A 21,986-nucleotide genomic window follows, 5' to 3' on the forward strand; every position below is an offset into this window, starting at 1 on the left:
CACCAATATTTCAGGTTTTTACTACTAATTAAAAAATAAAATGTTTTCATAGAAACATTTATATCAATAGTATGTTTACGTAGTAAATTAATGGGGGTTTAAGATTTCATTTTCACTTTGTTGAAAAATTTACAAGAAACTTTTCACCCAAAATTTAGCTAAACTTTTTACTACTGAATATTTACCATGCGGCCACAAACTACGCAAGTACGCAACGTACTTTCTGATTTCACAGGCAAAAGACCCAGGCATTCTCACGGTCGTTTTTTCACTTCCTTTAAAGAACTTTTTCTATTTATCACGTTGATTACGAGCTTTTTGCCCGGCTGGGCTCAGACAAGCCGTACCGGAACAATTCAAGGTATAATCCGTGATAAAAATACGCAGGAACTTCTCATCGGTGTCAGTCTTCTGCTTGAAGGCACTACACTTGGCACAACCTCCGACACCGAGGGCCGATACAGTCTGACGGCTCCCGTGGGGAGCTATAATTTAAAAGCAACACTTGTTGGCTACGGCGCGGCCACCAAGTTTAACGTAAACCTGACCTCTGGAAATGCGCAGGAAATTAATTTTGAGCTCGAAGAAGAATCCAAAGCGCTGAGCGAAGTGGTGGTCAAGGCCAATCGCGCGGTAGCAAGCGTAGCATCGGTCGAAACGCCTAACTCGATTCAGCGGCTGAGTACCGAAGAAATACGAGCGAATCCCGGCGGAAATTTTGACATCAGTCGGGTAATTCAGGCCCTGCCGGGCGTGGGGGGTACTTCCGGCAGCGTGGGTGGTTTCCGCAACGACATCATCATTCGGGGCGGCGCACCCAACGAAAACGTGTACTATCTGGACGGAATCGAGATTCCGGTAATTAATCATTTCGCTACGCAGGGCTCAGCCGGAGGGCCAACGGGCATTCTGAATGTCTCGTTCATTGAAGATGTAACGCTCAAATCGAGCAGTTGGGAAGCCCGCTACGACAATGCGCTTGCCTCGGTATTTCAGTTCAAGCAGCGCGAAGGAAACCCCGAGCGACTGTCAGGAAATGTACGGCTCAGCGGCACCGAACTTGCCGGAACGCTGGAAGGGCCTTTGGGTCCCAAAACTACGTTTCTGGCTTCTGCCCGCCGGTCCTATTTGCAATTACTATTTTCTTTGATTGATTTACCCATTCGGCCCAGTTACTGGGATTTTCAGTACAAAACAACGACCAAACTCAACGCCAAAACCACGCTGACGACCCTTGGTGTGGGTGCCATCGATGATTTCAGCTTTGCGGTTCCCAAAGAGTCTACGCCCGACCGGGAGTATATTCTGAGAGCCAATCCGATTATTCAGCAGTGGAATTATACAGTGGGAGCGTCTATTAAACGACTGATTGACAACGGGTTTGTGAACGTTGCGCTCAGCCGAAATATGTTTAACAACTCGCTGACGCGCTACGAAGACAACACCAAACCCGACTCAACGCCTAAGAATCTGGATGTTAGCTCGCAGGAAATTGAAAATAAGCTACGGGTAGACGTCAACAAATCGGTGGACGGATGGAAATTTAGCTACGGCGGTGTTTTGCAGTATGTCAAGTACAATACGTCTTTCTTTAACCAATTTCGCCCTGAAATCCGCAACGAGCAAGGGCAGGTTATTCAGCTGCCCGTGGAGGTTCGGTTTGCCAGTGATGTTGATTTCTTTCGCTACGGACTCTTTGGACAGGTAGCCAAAACTTTCGGACGACTGGGCCTTTCAGGCGGTTTGCGCACGGATATGAATAGTTTTACCAACGACGGAAATAACCCCCTGCGTACGCTATCGCCGCGCCTTGCGGCAAGTTACGCCCTCAGCGACCAATGGAATGTAAACGCTTCGTGGGGCCAATACTACAAGCTCCCGATTTACACCGTTCTTGGTTTTAGAAATGAGGCCGGACAATTTGTCAATCAGGACAACCGCTACATTGGCAGCACGCATTGGGTGGCAGGACTGGAATTTATTCCGAAACCCAGCGTGCGATTTACGGTCGAAGGTTTTTACAAGAATTATTCCAACTACCCTGTTTCGGTGCGGGACGGAATTTCCCTGGCCAATCAGGGCGGAGATTTTGGTTCCATCGGAAACGAGCGTACGCAGTCGATTGGGGAAGGACGAGCCTACGGAATGGAAGTATTCTTTCAGCAAAAACTCACAAAGAACATTTTTGCGACTGCCAGTTATACACTTGTTTGGAGTCAATTTTCGGGCGTTAATGGTCGTTTGGTTCCTTCGGCCTGGGATAGCCGGCATCTTTTTTCAGGGATTTTGGGAAGAAAATTCAAAAAGGGCTGGGAAATGGGCTTACGCTACCGGTACGCAAGTGGCGCTCCCTACACGCCTTTCGACCTGGAAGCTTCGCAACGTAATTACGCAAGCGTCGGCACAGGAGTACTTAACTTTGGAAACTTAAACACCCTGCGTTTACGCGCCTTCAATCAGTTTGATTTCAGAATTGATAAAAAATGGAACTACAAACGAACCACATTGGACGTCTTTTTTGATGTAACGAATGCATTTCTTGCCCGCAATCCATCCTTGCCGCAGTACACCTTTCAGCGCACTGCTGATGGCCCAGATTGGCTCACATCCGACGGGCTGCCGCTTGCCTCCGATGGAAGCAACGCACAACCCGTGATCCTGCGCAATGAAGATGCGTCGGTCATTCCGACGATTGGATTTATTGTAGAATTCTAAAAAACCAGATTATCAATCAGGCGCACTCCACCCAAATTGGCAGCTACGCACAGCGCAGTTTGTCCATCAGGTTGGAGTGCCTCTATGGGTTGAAGCGTGGTGGCATGAGCCACTTCAAAATACTCCAATAAAAACTCAGGGTGCGTTAAAAATTCTTCCTTGACAAAAGCCCGCACGTCATCAATCGACGCTCCTGATTGGAGTTTTGCCTTGGCTTCATTCAGCATCTGAAAAATAAAGGGCGCCATTGCCCGATATTCCAGGCTCAGTCGACGATTGCGTGACGAAAGCGCCAATCCATCCAACTCCCGAATCGTAGGGCAGGAAACAAGCTCTATGGGAAAACCCAAATCCTGAATCAGGCGCCGCACCACGGCTACCTGCTGCAAATCCTTTTGCCCAAAATACGCCCGCTGCGGCTGAACCAAATTAAAAAGTCTGCCTACAACTAGCCCAACGCCATTGAAATGCCCCGGACGGAAAGCCCCTTCCATGACCCGCTCCAAATCGCCAAAATCCAGCTTCAAAACCGGCGTTGCGGCATACATTTCCTCGGCAGAAGGCGCAAACACACAATCGCAGCCGGCGGCTTCCAGCATAGCACAATCGGCTTCCAGCGTGCGGGGATAGCGTTGCAGATCGTCCGGGTTATTAAATTGAATTGGATTTACAAAAATACTGCAAACCGTATAGGTATTTTCGTCCACCGATTGCCGTACGAGCGCCAGATGTCCCTCGTGCAAAGCTCCCATTGTGGGAACAAACCCAAGGTGCAGGTCGGCAGTGGCAAGTGAACGAAGGTGGTTGTAAAGAGACTCAGGAGATGTAAAAATGTGCATACGAAGAAGGCGGAAAACGGGCAAACGAATACGAAGGATGTAGGGAATCAATCAAAAAACCGGAATTGCCTGCGAATTGAAAAACTGCAAATTTATAGGCATAGAATGACCCAAACTGCACGCAATATGACAATTAGTTTCAAATAATTATTGAAAATCGGTTTTTTTTTGTATAATTTTGCAAATCTTTTTTTCACAAAAGCCCAACTATCTGTATGGACAAACTACGAATTCTGTATGTATCCAGTGAAATTAATCCCTTTCTCCAAACCACCGATGTAGCAGATTATGTAAGGCAGCTACCACAGGCTATGCAGGAACGCGGCGCCGAAATCAGAATCCTCGTCCCTCGCTTTGGGCTCATCAATGAACGCAAAAACCGACTTCACGAAGTTGTACGCCTCTCCGGCATTAATATTACGGTTGGCGAAGAAGAAAAACCGCTGATAATCAAGGTTGCTTCTATTCCCAACGCCAAATTGCAAGTATATTTCATCGACAACGAAGACTATTTTCACCGCAAATCCGTTTTCTTTGACAAAAAGAATAACTTTTTTGACGACAATGACGAGCGTGCCATTTTCTTTTGCAAAGGCGTACTCGAAACCGTTAAAAAATTGGGCTGGGCGCCTGATATCGTGCACTGTAACGACTGGATGACCGCCCTGATTCCGATGTATCTTAAAACTACCTATCGGAACGATCCGATGTTTAAAGACACAAAAAGCGTATTTACTGTGTATAATAACGCTTTCAGTTATAAATTTGATGCCGATTTGTTGAATAAAGCCAAGGCCATGGACGTCAGTGACGAAGCTTTGGCCCATTTACGGTCAGCAGATTTTGAAGGTTTTATTAAACTCGGATGCGCTTACGCTGATGCAGTGGTTAAGGTAGACGAATCGTACAGCGAAGAATTAAACAAAATACTTGATGAATTACCCAAGCGTGTTGACCTCGTCGATGAAGACGATAATTTCTCAGAAGCGTACTACAATTTGTATCACGGCCTGGTTAACTAAACTTAGCTCTTTCGGGGTGGTCGTTCTGACCACCCTGCTCTTTGCCTGCGATCCTCCCGGAAATATTGGCGTAACTCCCCTAACTCCCGTTGGAACTATCTATACCGATACGCTTACCGTACGTACATCTACCGTGCTGGCAGATTCTGTGCGGACGAGCCTGCCCGATATTTATTTGGCTGGTCGGTATTCTGATCCGCTTTTTGGGAAAATTGAAGCTTCGGCTTTTATGCGCATGGCGCTTGAATTTCAATTGAATTTGGGTGAAGAAGCAATCTATGATTCGCTCGTTTTGTATACGCCTTATAACTATACGTATGGCGATACGCTTTCGACGCAGACGCTTTCGGTACATCGCCTGAATGAAGATCTGGACGCTGCCAAAAACTATTACAACAATAGTAGCATTGGATACGACGCCACTCCCCTTGCCACGCAATCGTTTCAGCCCAAGCCTCAAAGCAACGGATTGCTTCAATTTAAGTTACCGGACGATTTGGGACGCGAATTATTTGCCCTTTCAGGAAAAACGGCCGGACAAACCAATACGGAATTTTATAAAGTTCTGAAAGGCTTTGCGCTTATTCCCGGTTCGGAAAACACAGCCGTAGTGGGTTTCCCAATTTCAAACAGAACCCTGAACCTGCGCATTTGGTACCACAAAACCACAGATGCCACAGCGGTGAGCTTCCCGATTTATGCCAATTTGGGAACGGATGCAGGGACTTCTGTCCGGGCTGGATTTAACCGCGTAACCGCCGACCGCTCCGGTACAGCACTCGAAAATCTGCAACCACTTGTGCCTGTGCCGGCAAGCAGTACCGGCAACCGCACCTTTGTGCAGGACGCGCTCGGAATCAGAACTAAAATTGAAATTCCGTATCTGAAATCGCTTGCTAACAATGGTCCGATTGCCATCAATCGCGCTGAGTTGAGCCTGAAACCCGAACTTTCAGCTATTGAACCAGGACTCAATATGCCGCCCTATCTTGTGCTATTAGAGACTGACGCTACCAATAGAATTTATTACGGAGCTTTGGGCTATGAGGCAATTGTCAATAACGATGCCTCCGCATACAGTCAGGTACCAGACCCACAAGTTGCACTTTACGATACTAAGTTCAAGAACTTTACCTGGTTTTTAACCACGCAGTTGAATGCGATGATAACTGACTACAAAAAGACAAACAGTTTTCTGGTTGCGCCTGTTTATACAAATGCCCTCGGACAGGGTGGAACTCGTTTTCAATCGCAGATGAACAATCGTGTGAGTCGTTTGGTGATGAGTGGAAAGCCCGAAGACATCAAATTGATCGTATTTTATACAGTGGCCAGAGAATGATCTGATTCCTGCCTTTTTCAGAATCTTGAAAAGACCGACAACGAACCCGTGTCGGTTTTTTTTGTGCAGGTCAAACTATTTTAGTAATTTGTACTTTTCTTATTTATTAATTTTTCTTACTAAATAGAACATGCTATGTGTGGAATCGTTGCATACGTTGGAAACAAGGAGGCTTACCCACTGATTATAAAAGGCTTAAAACGCCTGGAATACCGAGGCTACGACAGCTCGGGCGTTGCGCTTATGAACGAAAACGGGTTGGCGATATATAAGAAAAAAGGTAAAGTAGCTGCGCTCGAAGCCGAACTTTCAACAAAAGATACGCAAGCCACCATCGGTATGGGACATACCCGTTGGGCTACTCACGGCGAACCAAACGATACGAATGCTCACCCACATTTTTCTAACGACCGCAGGCTGGCAATCATTCATAATGGTATCATTGAAAACTATTCGGCCATCAAGCAAAAATTACAGCAAAAAGGCCACACCTTTCGCAGCGAAACCGACTCTGAGGTACTGATTCATTTCATTGAAGATATCCGTACCGAAACCGGCAAACCCCTCGAAGAAGTGGTACGCCTGGCGTTGCAGGAAGTTGTGGGTGCCTACGCAATCGTCATCATGTCTGACGAGCATCCCGGACAGCTCATTGCGGCCCGAAAAGGCAGCCCGTTGGTGATTGGGATAGGGCAGGATGAATTTTTCTTTGCTTCCGACGCCACGCCTATTATTGAGTATACAAAAGATGTAGTGTATTTAGACGACTTTGAAATTGCAGTTGTAAAGAATAATGAGTTGCAGATTCTGAATCTCGACAACGTACAACAAGTACCTTACATTCAGACGCTTGAAATGGAACTCGAAACCATAGAAAAAGGTGGATATGACCATTTTATGCTAAAAGAAATTTTTGAACAGCCCCGCTCCATCGCTGACAGTATGCGCGGTCGTCTGCGGGCGGATGATGCGCATTTGCAGTTGGGTGGCTTGCGAAACTACCTGGACAAACTCGCTGATTCCAAGCGGATTGTGATTGTGGGTTGCGGTACATCCTGGCATGCCGGACTTGTAGCTGAGTACCTGTTTGAAGAGCTCGCCCGCATCAACGTAGAAGTAGAATACGCTTCTGAGTTCCGATACCGCAATCCGGTTATTAAAGAAAAAGACATTGTCATTGCCATTTCTCAATCCGGCGAAACGGCTGATACCCTGGCGGCTATCGAATTGGCCAAGTCCAAAGGGGCCCTCATTTTTGGGGTTTGTAATGTGGTCGGTTCGTCTATTGCCCGCGCCACGGATGCCGGAGCCTACACGCATGCCGGACCGGAAATCGGTGTAGCAAGTACAAAGGCATTTACTGCGCAGGTGACCGTACTGACGCTCATGGCAATTGAAGCAGCTCAGCGCAAAGGAACGATTTCGGAAGAGCTCTACCGTCAGCTTTTAATCGAACTTGAAACGATTCCGGCCAAGGTGGAGCGAGTTCTGCAAACAGCGGAAAAAATCAAAGAAATTGCGTTTATTTTTACCTACGCCCGCAATTTTATCTATTTGGGCCGGGGACTCAATTTTCCGGTAGCTTTGGAAGGCGCGCTCAAACTAAAAGAGATTTCGTACATCCACGCTGAAGGCTACCCTGCAGCCGAAATGAAGCACGGACCGATTGCCTTGATTGACGAAGACATGCCGGTGGTTTTCCTGGCAACCAAAGATAGCTCCTACGAAAAAATCGTGTCGAATATTCAGGAAGTAAAGGCGCGCAAAGGGCGGGTTATTGCCATCATCACCGAAGGCGATACGCTCATTCCGACGATGGTTGATTTTGTGATAGAAATACCAAAAACGCACGAAATGCTCACGCCGCTTGTTTCGGTGATCCCCTTGCAACTCCTCTCCTACTACATTGCCGTGATGCGGGGAAGAAACGTGGATCAGCCCCGAAATCTGGCCAAATCTGTAACCGTAGAATAGTTCGCAATACTACCGAAAGATTCTCAAAAACTATTGCCGAAATACTAGTAAAACGGGCTATTCGTTTAGAACAATAGCCCGTTTAAATTAACCCTATGAATCGTTCTATTTGCTCTGTTTTATTTGCCTTGTGTATCGCCAGCACCCTGGCTGTCCTGACTATAGGCTGCGGCTCTAAAGAAGAGCCTGCGTATTTTCCCAAACCCAAAGGCTTTAACCGCATCAACCTTCCCGCTCAAACGTATCAATCGCTACCAGCGGAGTACCCCTATTCCTTTGAATTTTCCACGGCAGCGGTGATTTTGCCCGATACGTTTGCGATGGCCGAAAAATACTGGATATTTCTTTACTACCCCCGCTTCAACGCCAACATTCAGCTTACCTACAAGCCCGTCATGAACAGCACACAGCGGCTTGGCGGGTACATTGAAGATGCCTACAAGTTGGCAGTAAAGCATCAGATTCGGGCGAGTGCTTTGCAGGAACAACGACTGACGACCAAAACCGGAAAGACGGTTACTCTATTTAAGATCGAGGGCGAAGTGCCAAGTCCGTTTCAATTTTACGTGACAGACAGCACCACGCACTATCTTCGGGGCGCCATTTATTTCCCGACTGCTACCAAAAACGATTCCCTTGCGCCTATCATTGAGTTTATGCAGCGCGACGCCCTGCATTTGCTTAACACCCTGCAATGGCGTAACTAAGGCACTTGGTCAACCCATAAAAAAACCGGAAGTAACAAAACTATTGATCGGAATTGTATAAGCGTGTATCTTTGAGGGTCAGTCACTTATCAAATAAATTTTCTCATGGCGAAGAGACTACCTAAAAATCAGTTACCGCTCGACTTCTCCGTTCGTGGCGACCGCATGATTCTGGCACTTGGGCAGGTCGAAAGTCAGCGGGCAGCTCATGGGATTTTTGAAGAACTGCTGGCGGGCAATTGGCTGATCGAACCCGCCGGAGAAATGGCCGACGTGTCGTCAGCGCAGGACATTATTCGTCAGTTAGGTGCCAAATTACCTTTTCCAGAGGTTGTCAAAGTGGCTCAACTGCACTCGGCTCCGGCAGATTTTCTTGGATTTGCTGCGTTGTTTCGTCAAAAAGGGTGGGTTTTTGTCAATGCCCTCGCCGATGCCAATGAACGCTACTATCATACCTACCTGCTCACGAGCGCTCTTGGGCTTTATCCTTCCTATCCTGCGCCCGAATCCATGGCGCAACGTGCCGAACAACTCGTTTTTCAAAGCTTGCTACCTGTGCAGGATGTGCGTAGTTTTTTTCATGAGGGCATCACCCGCCTGCCCGGCTACCTCGCCGCCGACATCGCCGATTTTTTTAAAGTACCCTTTGCTATTGTACTCAAACGAGCCCTCCAAACGAACATTATTACCGACGAACAATTTCGCCATTTTATGACCGTCAGGCCGGTACATACGCACAAACCCAGCGAGCTTTTTCTTGCACCCGAAGGCGGTATTGATGATCTTGAAGCTCAACTTTTTGGTGCTGCTGACGAATAACCGACATCCGTCGTAAACCGCACATGTCCCCCTTTATCAATACATATTCCAAACACAGGGCGGAACCCATCGGAAACATCACAAACGTCGAAATAAAAACCGTCAATAACACCGCATACAATTCAATTTCGCATTCCAGACACAGGGCGTAACCCTGTGCTGATGGATTTACGCCCTTTCAGGGTTGATGTATAGCCAGCCCTGAAAAGGCAATAGATACCAGCGATGGGTGCAGCCCATCAGAAATATGGAAAACGTCGAATACGTTTTTACAAAGACGTAAACCTATTTATACAAAATCGTCAGAATCGTAATGTCATCGAACTGATCTTCAGCTCCGATAAATTCCTTTATGTCCTCTAAAAATGTATCATTAATTTCCTTGGGGGTTTCAGTGCCCGACAGGGCCAGCAGGTGCTCTTGCAGGCGGGGCAGGCCGTAGCGCTTTTTCTCATAGTTGTATGCATCCGTTGCACCATCGGTATAGAGAAAGAACGTATCTCCCGAAGACAGTGTCATAAATTGAGACGTATATTCAAAGGAAGCATCAATCGCAAGCGCCAGGCCGCCATGTTTTTTGAGCACGTCTACCGTTCCGTCTTTCCGACGAATCAGCGGGGGTTCGTGGCCCGCATCAACGTATTCGACGACTCCGGTTTTCAGATCAATAATGCCCAAAAACGCCGTAACAAACATGAAGGAAGTATTGTCAGCGCATAAAAAAGAATTTACCTGCCGCACTTCGTCCATGAGCGTGCCGCAGTTGGGATTTAAAAAATGACTCTTAAAAATGGCTTTTGTAATTGCCATGAACAAGGCCGCCGGAATACCCTTGTCCGACACATCGCCGATGATAAAGAACAGCCGATTTTCGTCCATCAAAAAATAGTCAAACAAATCGCCGCCAACGACCTTGGCCGGTTCCAGAAAAGCGTGCAGATCCAGGTCGGTGCGGTTAGGAAACGGGGGCGATTCTTTGGGCAGCATCGACTGCTGAATTTCCTTGGCAATGCTCAGATCATTTTTAATGGAAATAAGCTGATCGCGCTCTTTTTGATACAATTTGAGCATCATTACATGCTCAATTGTTTTATTGATGGTTATTTCAAGATCCTCAAAATTGATCGGCTTGGTTATAAAATCAAATGCGCCGCGGTTCATAGCGGTGCGGATGTTTTCCATATCTCCATAGGCCGACACCATCACGGCTTTCAGCGAAGGATTTTTACGCTCATTGAGCACGCCCAAAAACGTAAGTCCATCCATTTCGGGCATATTAATATCCGACAGGATGAGCGCTATGTCGTCGTGCTCGTCCAATTTTTCGAGCGCTTCAAGGCCATTATGTGCAAACACAAACTCAAACTTTTTTTCACGAATCTGCTTGCGAAAACGCTGTGTTATCAGCATTTCCATATCGAATTCATCATCAACGTTAAGTATTTTCATTCCCATGATAGTTGTTTTTCAGGATTAATTTCGGACAATGTTCCAGGTTGACAGGTGATCGGGCAGCCAAATCATAAATTCAGTAAATACATTCGGCTCCGACTCTACCGTTAGTTTGCCATGATGCAAATCGTTGATCGTGGTCATGCTCAGCGACAGCCCCAGGCCGGTGCCTTCGCCGGGTGGTTTGGTGGTAAAAAAAGCATTAAACACCTTTTGGACAATTTCCTCCGGAATTCCGATGCCATTGTCCCGAATCCGGACCGTTACGTATTCGTTGCCCGCCCGTTCCGTCCGAATCGTGATGCGAGGCACATAATCAGGCTCATTACCCGCTTTTCTTTTTACATTGACGGCGTAGCAGGCATTATTTACCAGGTTAATTATAACCCGCGTAAACTCATTGGCCATCAGGTCAACCATGCCCACAGCCGGATCCAGCTCAAACGTAAACGACACATTAAACTCCCGATCCTGCCCGCGTACCGCCTGATAGGCCAATTTAGCGAATTCCTCCACCAATTGGTTCAAATCTGTCGGAACAAACTTTTGTTCATCCGCTCGGGTCTGTCCGAGCATCCGCTGCGTGATCCGTTCGGCACGCCCTCCGTTTTCATATATCCGGTTGATATTCACCTCCACCATGCCAATCAGTTCGGCCAATTCTTCAAAATCTGCACGCTCTGAATTCTCCTCCATTTTTGCCAGAATTTCCTTTATTTCTTCCAGCAAATCGAGCGTTAGTTTTGAAAAATTAGTGACGAAATTTAGTGGATTTCTGATTTCGTGCAGAATACCCGCCATCAGTTGGCCCATCGCAGCCAGCTTGCTTTGCTGCTCAAAGCGCCGTTGCGCATCTTTCATTTCCTGACTTAATCTCTCCACATCGTCTGAAAGCAATGCATTGGTTTGCTGCAGGTTTTCTAATTGGTTGGAATCATCCATACGGTAAATCGTTATGCGGTCGTGTACTCAAAACATGTATCTGACAGGACGTCCTGCTCAGGCAATCGGCAGCCGGATTGTCAATAAAACATACTCCCCTTCTTTGGATTCAATGTCAATTTCTCCCTTGTGAGTTTCTACAATGTCCTTACTCATATAAAGCCCAAGTCCGGTACCTTTGGACGTAGGTTTGGTGGTAAAAAATGGACTGAAAAGTTGCTCCATTTCTTTTTTCGGAATTCCCTTGCCATTATCTTTAAAGCGTAGCCATACCTTTTTCCCGACGATTTGGGTAGAAATAACCAGCTGAGATTCAAGGTTTTTCTGTATCTTCTTCTTTTCCTGCATCGAATAAAAAGCATTATTGACGATATTCGCAATCACGCTGCTCATTTCGTAAGGGAGCAGTTTTACCTTCGGCGACTGAGCGTCAAATTCAAAGGTTACGTTCAGGTCAAGTTCTTTATCTTTTTGCTCTTTTTTGAGCTCCTGCGTGGCCACCTGCACTTTATTTTCGACAAAACTGTTTAGATCTGTTTCAATAAAATCAACGGATTTTTCTTTCAGCAACCGCTGCATATCTTTCACGATTCGCGTGGTACTATTGCCGTGTTCTTTGATCTTTAACAAATTGACTTTCAGCATGTCAAGATCACCAAAATAATCATCGGCGATTTCTTCCGGAAACTGCACGTTATGCTCCTCTATAAGCTCCGTAAGCTCGTCAATCAGATCGTACGACGACTCTGAGAAGTTGTTGATATAATTGAGCGGATTCAAAATCCGGTCAACTATTCCGCGCGTCAGCTGCCCAACGGAGGCAAGGCGCTCCTGCCGGATCAGTTCTTCCTGCGCAACTTTCAGGTTGTTTAGTGTTTTTTCAAGATTTTCCAGAATCCGGGTTTTGATAAATGCCGCAATCAGGTGCTCTTTCAGATTTCGGATCATGTCAAAGTCGCGCTGATCAAAGGCATGCGTACGCGAGGCATTTTCCAGCGTAATAAATCCTTCCACATTACCCTCAACGTTGATCACAATCGTAATGAGCGACTTTGGCACAGCCAACCCATCAAGCGCATTGCCCAGCTCCGGAAAAGGCACTTCGGTTTTGAAATAGACATCTTCGGCCATTTCAGCGGCATTGGTCAGGTAGCGTTCCTCAGCTTCCTGAAGCGTCAGCGCCAATCCGTCGAGCTGCGAAAGCTCGATTTCTCCAAAGGCCGCCTTAAATTTGAAACTGTTGGATTCCTTGTCATAAATCAGCGCCGTTGCGTTTTCCATGTTTCGGATAATATTGAGCTTGGCCAATACGGTTTCAAACAGGCTCGTAAACTCAATTTCTGAATTGATGGATTGAACAATGAGGTCAATTTTTTCCAGCTGATCATTCTTGGAAGCCAGCTCAACCGATTGCTTTTCAAGCTCTTCTTTTTGGCTCGAAATTTCTTCGGTTCGTTCGGTAATCATATTTTCCAATTGATCTTTTTCCTTGACCAAAGCCCGCAAACGCCAGCGAATCAGGTAGGAAAGTACAGCCACAAACACTAGAAAGTAGAGAACAAAAGCCCACCACATGCGGTACCAGGGCCGTTCGATCACGAATTGAAAGACGGCTTCTTCGCTTTCTGAGTTATAAATATTCCGTGATTTTACCCGAAACACATAACGCCCGGGACTCAGGTTGGTATATTCTTTTTGATTTTGGGTGGTCCAATCCGACCAGGTTTCATCGTAGTTTTCGAGGTAAAACCGAAACATCAACTCTTCTCCTACATTATAACTTGGCGCCGAAAACACAAAACTAATGTCATTTTCAGCATAGCTGATGCGAGTGCCGGTGGGGTTCACCACCGTATTTTTTACCGTAGTTCCGGGTTGAAAAAATCCATTAAACAGCGTATCGGTCTTATTATTTATTTTCCTGATAATGGCCGGAAACGTTTTCAGAAAGTCGTCAGATTGCCGCAAATCGAACCGAATCGCTCCTTCCGGCCCACCAAACCACACAATGCTGTCGGCATCGGGATAGATCACTTTGAAGGTCCGGTCAGAAAACGCCCGGAAAGGCTTGACGATTTCTTCATACTGTCCGGCTGATTGTTTTTTGTAAAGCGTCACAAACTTTTCATCCCCGCGCGTAGTCCAGAAATTCCCGCTGCGATCTTCCACCAATTCGCCTTTCCAATACGCCGCTGCGGTAGAATCCGTTTTAAAAAGATTGAAGGATTCAAAACTGTCTTTTTCTACGTTATATCTGAAAATCCCGTTCTTGTTCCACGCCAGCAGCCCCTGCGAACTTTGGTACACCTGATTGTACAGCAGGGTTTTGAGGCCTTTGTCTATACCGTACAAAGACAAAGATCTAAACTGAGGATCCGTTCGATACAATCCTTTGGAAAGCGTTTCCAGCCAGACATTTCCGTTGGTATCTTCGGCAACACCCACAATCTGATCGTCAAGACCCGGCACGAGTTTATACGATTTTCGGGACAAATCCAGAATTGCGAGGCCGTTTTCGAGTCCTACCAGTACAAAACCCGGGCGGCTCCGCAAGGGGTACAGATAAACCGCAAAATCATTGGTGAGAGGTTGCGCCCGCCCGCCGCTGATCCGGTATACCCCTTTGCTCGTGGCTGCCAGCAAACCTCCCGACGCTTCGGCCAGGTAAAAGCAACTCGCGTTTAAGCCGCTAATCTGTTGCGCCCGAAAACCATTGACCACAAAAAGTCCATTGAGCGTACCCAAATACATTTCTCCCTGATACCGCAGCAAGTGATTTACGGCTCCTTTCACATTGGCCGCGTCATCAAAAACTGACATCGGCGAGGGAATATCTACCTGCGCGAGACCATTGTTGAGGGCCATCCACAAAATTCCGCCCTGTGCTTCAAAAAGGCTATTGACCTGCGCTTCTTCAAACATATCGCCCCGAATAATCTGCCGGATTATGCCCAGCGAATCCATCAGCACTATACCTCCCTGTAAAGTTGCCAGGGCTACCAAATTGCTGCTCAAACGAGCGCCGGCGCTTATTTGATTGGTGATCAGGTACGCATTTGCCGGTGTCTTGAATTGATCAATGTAGTTGTTTTTTACCTGAAAAAGTCCCTGATTACTCGTAACAATTAACGTCGACTGAGCATCAAGCGGCAGCATGCTCGTTACGTCCAAAAAGGCATTCAGTCGGGGATTGACCGGAATTTTTGTGATCGACTTACCATTAAAACGGGTGATTCCTTTATTTTTCTGGTAAAAAAACATTTGTCCGCTTACTTCAAAAGCAGACAAAATCGGGTCATCGGTGTACCACTCCTTCACAACCCGGTTGTTTTTCCAGAGGTACACATTTTTTTTAGATACAAAATAAATTCCTTCGGGCTTTCCGACGATCGTCAAAATTTCTCCAAAGGCTGTTTTCAGGCTATCGCTGATACTTTTGAAGAAAAGCGTGCCTTTAGCATCGGGTTGCAGATAGCCAAACTCGCCGTTGGCCCCCACAAAAATACGCCCGGATGGATCGAGATAGAGCGCCGAAACCTTGGCATAATTCTTCGTCGTGATGGTGCGCCACGTCATGCCGTCGTATTCTAGTATACCCGCAAAATTTCCGAAATACATCAATCCCCGCTTGTCCTGCACCATCGCAAAATTCTGTCCGTGCGCGTTGTATTCACGGGCGGTGTGTAGTTCAGCAATCGGATTGCCCATTTCTCCCACAAATGCCTGCGCGTACAGCGTGTGCATTGGCCAGAACACGCCGCAGCCCAGCAGGCACAACCAAAGCGCCAATTGTCGGAAAAATCCGGCAGCGGTTCGTTCAGGGTAAATTTCCATATGCAGTACACAACGTATCATAGCATTGAGCGTTCGGGGAGCAATTAAATTCATAGGACTTCTTCTGACGAAACTTCGCCCACGGCCTGCCGTTGGTCTTCTTCAATAAATGATTCGGGTAAAACGGCGTTTATCTTTTGTCCATCGATGCAATAAATTTCTGAGGTTTCGCGCAACCAGATTCGGACCTGATCGAGCTGTTCACGCGACAATTCAAGGGTGTCGAATGTTTCCAGAATCTGCTCGCGCCCATCGGGCCAGGAAACCACCATGCTGCCGGCGGCCATCACCATCACAAAATTTTCGTGCTGCCCGCGCAGGGCAAAATCAGGCAGCGGTCCTTCTTCGGTTTTGTAAGTAAAAAGCGAACAGGCAACCGGCAGGAGTTCGTCTTCGTGGAGCGCAGCCATGAGCTCCGTTTGCCGTAGTACCCACACCTTATGAATCATCAGGTCATGATTTCCCGGAGAGCTTTCTACCTTAAAAATGATGCGGCTATGAAAACTATCCTTTTGCTGCTGAATGACGGCCTGCAATTCATCGAACCGAACTCGGTTGGTGCGATGCAGCGTGTAGAGGGAAGTTTCGGCCATAATTTCATCGGGAGAAATGGCATGTGCAGCCAAAATCAGCGTATGATCGCCCGGAATCCGGGTTAGCTCGTCCAGAGCCATGACCTTTAACCAGCAGGAAATTCGGGAAAAATGGCGGTTAATGATATTTTTCAATCGTTCCTCAGGACTCAGGTTGGCATGCGGGTAAAAAGGCTCACACTGCCGAAGACGCTCAGACAGGGGTTTATCCTCAAACAGCATAATCAAATTATTTTTCCATTCCTCCGGTAAGGTCATATTCATTACTTCCAGCAAATAGCCGTAAGTTTCTTCGTCGTCGCTCAATAATTTTTCACTTATAAAATCAAACGACTGCACGCCCGGAAGCAGCGAAAGCAAGGTAAATAGTTTCGGAATCAGGCGCCGTTTTTCGCGGTCAAGTGCCACATGAATCGGAGACCAGGGCGGGTATTTTTCCAGGTCGCGCTGTGAGGCCATAATCCAGACAAGCAGGGCGATTCGATCTTCGATTTCGGAAGCGATGAAACTGCGCTCCGTAGAATTGACATGGTAGCTCAAACATTTAAGCGATTCAAATACTTCATCCCGAATCAGCACGTCGGGATAATTCATCACCGAGCGCAAAAATTTGAGCACCGAAGGTCCACCAATTTGGCGGAGAATGCGCAGCAGGCGCAGCTGTACGGTGGTATTGCCCCCCGAACGTGTGAAGGCCCGGCTCAATTCACGCACCACCGGCTCGCCCACGCTGATCAGGGCGTAAGCCGCTGATTGATGGAAGCGATCCGTGGCCAAATGGTTGATAAGCAAAGGCCATAGTTCTGGTTTACGGATTTCGCCCGCTGCCAGTAGAGCCGCTTTTTTGACGTCGCAGTCCGGATCATTGATCAGGGCGATCAGGTGGCGGTAAGCAAAATAACGACCCGATTCGCGCAGCAACTCAGCGGCCAAAATGCGGTCGGGTACGCGACTGGATGCGGCCAGTTTTACAATAAAATCAAAATTACTTCCTTCATAATTCAGGATCGGGGCTTTTTTGTCACGGACGATTCTACGGCCAATCTGCGCGTACAAATCTCGGCCCTGCTGAAAAGTCTCCTGAGATTTTTCAAGCAATGTTCCCAACACATTGCGGTATTCAACCTGAATTTTTAAGGATAAATAGTACCAAACGATCAGAATCAGGAGAAAAAATGCGGCGATTTCGACCATCCCCACAAAACTGAAACTTGTAAGCAACAGCAATAGTAAACCGGGAACAATGTTGCCGATTGCCTTGGGTCCTCCCTCAATTCGGCTTTGCAGCACGGCCCGCTCGTAGCCCATAATGGGTTGTAAAAGAAGCTGAAAGGAAGGTTCGTGTATGGATTTTCGGACGGAGCTCATGAAAAAACGACTCAGCACGATAAAGGCAAAAAAGAGCGCCGTGGTGCCATTGAACATCCCGTACCCAACGGCAAGGGTCACACTGAAAAGCAGCGTGAGGGGTAGCAATGAAATGGCAAGTTTGAGTCCAAAACGACGAATGAGTTTTCCGTAAAGCGCCGTTTTTATACTGATTTCAACCAACGCACAAAAGCCAAAAAATACACCTAGAAAGCTCGCCAGTAATTCGTTGTCGGGAAAGACATTCTTGGATTCAATTGCGAACATAAAATCAACAAAAAACAACCCAACCACGGGCATCATCGCTACCAGAAAAAGCAACACATAGTAGGGATTTTGGAGGAAATCTTTCCAGGTTCTCGTGTCTTTGCCTTCGGCAAAAGTTACCTCACTGCCCACTCCGCTCAACTCATTTTTATAACGGGCAACGATGGTACTCATCAGAAAAATACAGGCAACTACCGCCCCGGCGGCCAGGTAAAGCAGCTGATCGGTGGCCAGGAATCGGAGCAGCAAGGGTACCGAAAAATAACTCAGAATAGACGAAATAACCTCCCCGGCACTAATGAGCCCGAAGAGTCGCTTGCCCTGTTGCAGGTTAAAAATGCGGGAAGCCGTTGACCAAAACGTGATGCCATTGACAAAAACAAAGATGCGGTTCCAGATAAACAAAAAGAAAATAAACCATTTGATATCGCTGAACTGATAGCACAGCAGCAGCCCGGTGACGGATATCATCAGGAAGTAAATCAAGCCGCTTACCAGGGACGAAAACCGGACTTTTTTCTGAATATAGCTCGTAAACCAACCCAGCACATAGACCATCAGCCCGCCTACAATGTACGCTTTGGGCAGCATCGTTTTTTCAAAAGAATGCAAAAACAAAGAGGTAGTGGCGGTGTAAAAAATGGCCACAGCGACGCCCATAAAGAAGGAATAGCCGATAAATAGCCCTACGGCCTTCTCTTCGCCTTCTTTCAGGTCAACTAGTCGATATAGCGTTTCTTTGGTCAAGCTTTTGTTGGGTTGAGTGTAATTATATCCGGTCCCGGCTATTAGTTTATGAATATGTATTTATAAATTCTTTATCATCAAAAAGAAGGGTCGTTCGGGCATTTCCGGAATATTTTCCAGTTGATCAATTAGTATAAACCCCTTTTTTTTGAGCGGTTCCAGCCGTACCAATTGCGGAAAAGCAATGATGACTTCCGCTTTTTGCGCTACTGCCCGGTCAATGCGGACCTGATCCAACAGGCCTGAGAGCCCAATTCCCCGGTAATCCGGGGCCACCACGAGGCGATTGATGGATGCAATCCGACGGTTTTCGACCAGTCGTTTGTGTTCATCTTTCATAAAATCGGCATAAGGCACATCGTGCAGCGAATCATGAAAACTCAGCCGCGAGGCCGCCACAATCTGTTGGTTTTTGGTAATTACCCAATGATTGGCGCGCTGATCCAGCGAATCAATCCAGGTATCTTTTGAAAAAAATGCCGGATCTACCCCTTTTTCCATTTTCCAGCCTTTGATTCTGAAACGACCGATTTCCTTGATCTTTTCCGGATAATCGACTTCCAGAAGTTCCAGGCCTGCTTGTTGTGGCGAACGTGTTAGAGGGTGTGTCATGCCGAATTTTGTTAACGTTGAGTGTTGTGCAAGCATGGTTAAATACTTAATAATGAATTATTTGTAAAAGTGTGGTCTTGACTCATTATCTCAAATGAACCAACATACCGACCGAAATGGCGCGGCGCTCCTGCGGCAACTGCGAGGCAAAGGTTCGGTTGTCTGCTTCCCGAATGCCGGGGAAAAAATATTCGGTATTGAATAGGTTGTTTACTGTAAGTTGCAGCGAAAGCCCCTGCAAAATATTTTGATACGTAAGGGCTGCATCCATAATCAGGTAGGGATCAAAGCGGGTGATGGGATTGCGACTCCCGGACGTACCAGCTCCCGTTTTGCGGGCCCCCACGTAGTTGCCGCTCAGGTTAACATTTAGTTTGGGAGTTACTTCGTAGTTAGCTCCTACATTACACATAAAATCAGCTATATCACTGATTCTCAAATCATTTTCCTGATCCTTCGGATTCGTGACCGTAAAATTTCCCCAGGCATTGAAGCGGTCGACTCGGTAGGATGCTTCGCCCTGCACGCCCCAAATGCTCTGCTTTCCGATAGGTTGAAACTGATTGGTAAACGTACCGTTGGGGAGCTGCACCTGCGCCGTACCAATCACGTTGCTATACTCAGCATTGTACGCAACCGCACTGATCGAGAACTCTTTGGAGAGGCGCATGTTGACACTCACTTCGGTATTTTGCACGCGCTCAGGCAGCAAAGTTGGGTTGTTGAGGCGGCGGTCAGGCGCGGTGCCGTATTTTTGAAGGTTTGATGCGTCCTTAAATGCCGTTGCGTAAATCCCTTTGAAGATAAATTTCCCTTTGGTATAAATCGCCGCCAAACGTGGATTCAGCACCGTGCCGTAGCCTCCATTGTTCCGAATCCGGTTATCGTCGAGCCGTAGCCCGGCCACCAGTTTCAGATAGCTCAGGGGCTGATACGTCAGCTGTGAGTACAAACCAATGTCGTAGCTTCGGTAGTTATTACCCCCAACGATTGAATCGACGATGTAGCCGGTTTCGTCAGGAAACGGTAGCGCCGACCGAATGTAATCACCCTGAATATAACTCGCCCGAACTTCCAGACCACTACTGATGTCGAGCTTTGGCGTAGGTGTCCAAAAGACCCGAAGCTCGTTTCGAATCTGATTGGAATACCGGTAATTGTACTGCGTGGTAGTTGTTGGCAGGCGGCCATTGGCCAAATCCAGGAGCGTATACCGGGCATTGTAGTACCCCGAATAGGACGCAAGGTTTGTGCCGCCGTCGATCTCATGGATTTTGAAAGAAGAAATATTCAATACCTGTAATTTTTCACTAAATATTTTGGTGTAAATAGATGAGAATGCAGTATTTGTTGTGATCCAGCGGGAAAAATTCGGTGCCGAAAGCCGGGACTTGTTGGTATACCAGGGCGTTGCGCCTTCATCGGTGCGCCAGCTGTAAAAGGAAAGTGTAAGTTCTTTAAATTCGAGCTTGGCACGCATGAACCAATCGCGGCTATCGTTATTAAAACCAATGGGTTCGCCATTGATTTTTCCTTCAAACACTTGCTGATTATCCAGCAAAGCGGCTTTCTGCACGCCTTCCGGCGAAAGTTTTATTTCAGATGCCTGCGCGCCTGAATACGTTATATCAAACAGATTACTTCCGGGATGTTTGGTCAATAATCCACTGCTATTCAGGTAGTTTTGGGCCAGGAAGTTACCGTTGGCATCTTTGCCCGAAATCGCAAGTACGCCTTCATAATCAGCCGGTGTTCGCGCGTCGTAGTTCCAGGTAGGATACATTTGGGATAGATTCATCTCATCGGATCGGAAATACCGTCCCGTCACAGAGAACGCCAAATCTTTGGTTTTTCCGGTTATGATGCCGTCTACAAAACTCGAATTCCAGGTGCCGTGCCGGGCCTGCCCTTTTACTTCCAGCTTTTTGGTCAGTCCGATTATGCTTTTATGACTTTTAGTAATTACGTTAATAACCCCGGCAAAAGCATTGGCTCCATACAGCGTAGACGCCGGGCCGTAAATAACCTCCACCCGTTCAATATCTGAAATGGGGTATTGGCGGGAAATCGGAATATTATTGGAAACCAGATCATTTTCCTCGACTCCATCGATCAGCAGCAGGGTGCGGTCGTTGGCTACGGCCCGGTAGCCTCGCTGATAAAAATAGGAGTAACCGGGGCCGTTGCCCTTGGCAATATCAAATCCGGGCAAATCGTGGAGCATTTGTTCGAGACTTTGGTAGCCCCGTTGTTCGATATCTTTTTCCGTAATTACCATTACAGTAGCAGGAACCTGCAACAAATTCTCCGCTTTTTTGGATACCGACGTAATTTGAATAATCTGTTCCTGCAAATCTTTCATTTCCTGCACAAGAACTTTAAACTGCTCCGAAGCGGAAAAATCGGGCTCAAAAGCAGGGTTGATTTCCAGAATCCGGAGAATACTGGTTCGTGCCTGCTGAACGGAATCAATGGCCAGGTAGGTTTTGATTATGGTTTTGTAGGCCTGCACTTTCCCATCCTCGTTGAAGCCCGATTCGATGCACGGCAGCAGCTGACTCAGCACTTCGTCGAAGTTGCCGGTTGCGTACCTTTTTTCAGCTTCCGGAATCAGGATTGTCTGATCGCAGACGCCCGGCTGCTGAGCATGCGTGTGCGGCAATGCGGCCAGCATACAGCATGCAAGCAGCAAAGGCAGGCTTTTCATTTTTTTTAGAAGTTTTTTCAACACGTTCATTTTCAAATTCGGCACT

Annotated in this window: 13 protein-coding genes; 6 read left to right on the forward strand and 7 right to left on the reverse strand. The window is 47.1% G+C overall.

Going from position 1 to position 21,986, the window contains the following annotated elements:
- The first annotated feature begins 186 nt into the window (after positions 1-186).
- Entirely contained in the window at positions 187-2,715 is a 2,529-nt protein-coding gene (locus EZE20_RS13715; protein WP_132118570.1) for a TonB-dependent receptor, read from the forward strand.
- Here the strand turns inward: EZE20_RS13715 and panC are convergent.
- Positions 2,712-3,554 (reverse strand): pantoate--beta-alanine ligase, encoded by an 843-nt coding sequence (gene panC, locus EZE20_RS13720; protein ID WP_132118572.1) that lies wholly within the window; start codon positions 3,552-3,554, stop codon positions 2,712-2,714. The two genes, EZE20_RS13715 and panC, sit on opposite strands and share 4 nt — an antisense overlap.
- Before the next feature lie 215 nt (positions 3,555-3,769).
- On the opposite strand from panC, the gene EZE20_RS13725 reads away from it, so the two are divergent.
- From EZE20_RS13725 to EZE20_RS13745, 5 genes are all read left to right on the forward strand, one after another.
- Entirely contained in the window at positions 3,770-4,576 is an 807-nt protein-coding gene (locus EZE20_RS13725) for a glycogen/starch synthase (protein ID WP_132118574.1), read from the forward strand.
- Positions 4,518-5,918 carry a DUF4270 family protein gene (locus EZE20_RS13730; RefSeq protein ID WP_165933474.1) on the forward strand — a complete coding sequence of 467 codons (1,401 nt, stop codon included), beginning with the start codon at positions 4,518-4,520 and terminating at the stop codon, positions 5,916-5,918. The genes EZE20_RS13725 and EZE20_RS13730 overlap by 59 nt, the downstream gene beginning before the upstream one ends.
- 135 nt (positions 5,919-6,053) lie before the next feature.
- A complete protein-coding gene (gene glmS / locus EZE20_RS13735; protein ID WP_132118578.1) occupies positions 6,054-7,892 on the forward strand; it encodes a glutamine--fructose-6-phosphate transaminase (isomerizing) in 1,839 nt (612 codons plus the stop codon).
- Between the two features lie 95 nt (positions 7,893-7,987).
- Positions 7,988-8,599 (forward strand): gliding motility lipoprotein GldD, encoded by a 612-nt coding sequence (gene gldD, locus EZE20_RS13740; RefSeq protein WP_132118580.1) that lies wholly within the window; start codon positions 7,988-7,990, stop codon positions 8,597-8,599.
- Positions 8,600-8,704: 105 nt separating this feature from the next.
- Positions 8,705-9,418 carry a hypothetical protein gene (locus EZE20_RS13745; RefSeq protein WP_132118582.1) on the forward strand — a complete coding sequence of 238 codons (714 nt, stop codon included), beginning with the start codon at positions 8,705-8,707 and terminating at the stop codon, positions 9,416-9,418.
- A gap of 285 nt (positions 9,419-9,703) precedes the next feature.
- On the opposite strand, the gene EZE20_RS13750 is transcribed toward EZE20_RS13745, so the two are convergent.
- The 6 genes from EZE20_RS13750 to EZE20_RS13775 all read right to left on the reverse strand — a co-directional run bounded on the left by EZE20_RS13750 (position 9,704) and on the right by EZE20_RS13775 (position 21,940).
- Positions 9,704-10,873, reverse strand: coding sequence for a PP2C family protein-serine/threonine phosphatase (locus EZE20_RS13750; protein ID WP_132118583.1), 1,170 nt, complete (start codon positions 10,871-10,873; stop codon positions 9,704-9,706).
- Between the two features lie 18 nt (positions 10,874-10,891).
- Complete coding sequence (locus EZE20_RS13755; protein ID WP_132118585.1) at positions 10,892-11,812, reverse strand: sensor histidine kinase; 921 nt, start codon at positions 11,810-11,812, stop codon at positions 10,892-10,894.
- Between the two features lie 57 nt (positions 11,813-11,869).
- Complete coding sequence (locus tag EZE20_RS13760; protein WP_165933475.1) at positions 11,870-15,667, reverse strand: sensor histidine kinase; 3,798 nt, start codon at positions 15,665-15,667, stop codon at positions 11,870-11,872.
- 29 nt (positions 15,668-15,696) lie between these two features.
- Positions 15,697-18,621, reverse strand: coding sequence for an MFS transporter (locus EZE20_RS13765; protein ID WP_132118589.1), 2,925 nt, complete (start codon positions 18,619-18,621; stop codon positions 15,697-15,699).
- A gap of 60 nt (positions 18,622-18,681) precedes the next feature.
- Positions 18,682-19,233, reverse strand: coding sequence for a GNAT family N-acyltransferase (locus EZE20_RS13770; protein ID WP_165933476.1), 552 nt, complete (start codon positions 19,231-19,233; stop codon positions 18,682-18,684).
- Between the two features lie 85 nt (positions 19,234-19,318).
- Positions 19,319-21,940, reverse strand: coding sequence for a TonB-dependent receptor plug domain-containing protein (locus tag EZE20_RS13775; protein WP_165933477.1), 2,622 nt, complete (start codon positions 21,938-21,940; stop codon positions 19,319-19,321).
- Between the last annotated feature and the right edge of the window lie 46 nt (positions 21,941-21,986).

The sequence above is a fragment of the Arundinibacter roseus genome (assembly GCF_004348825.1).
Classification (GTDB): Bacteria; Bacteroidota; Bacteroidia; order Cytophagales; family Spirosomataceae; genus Arundinibacter; species Arundinibacter roseus.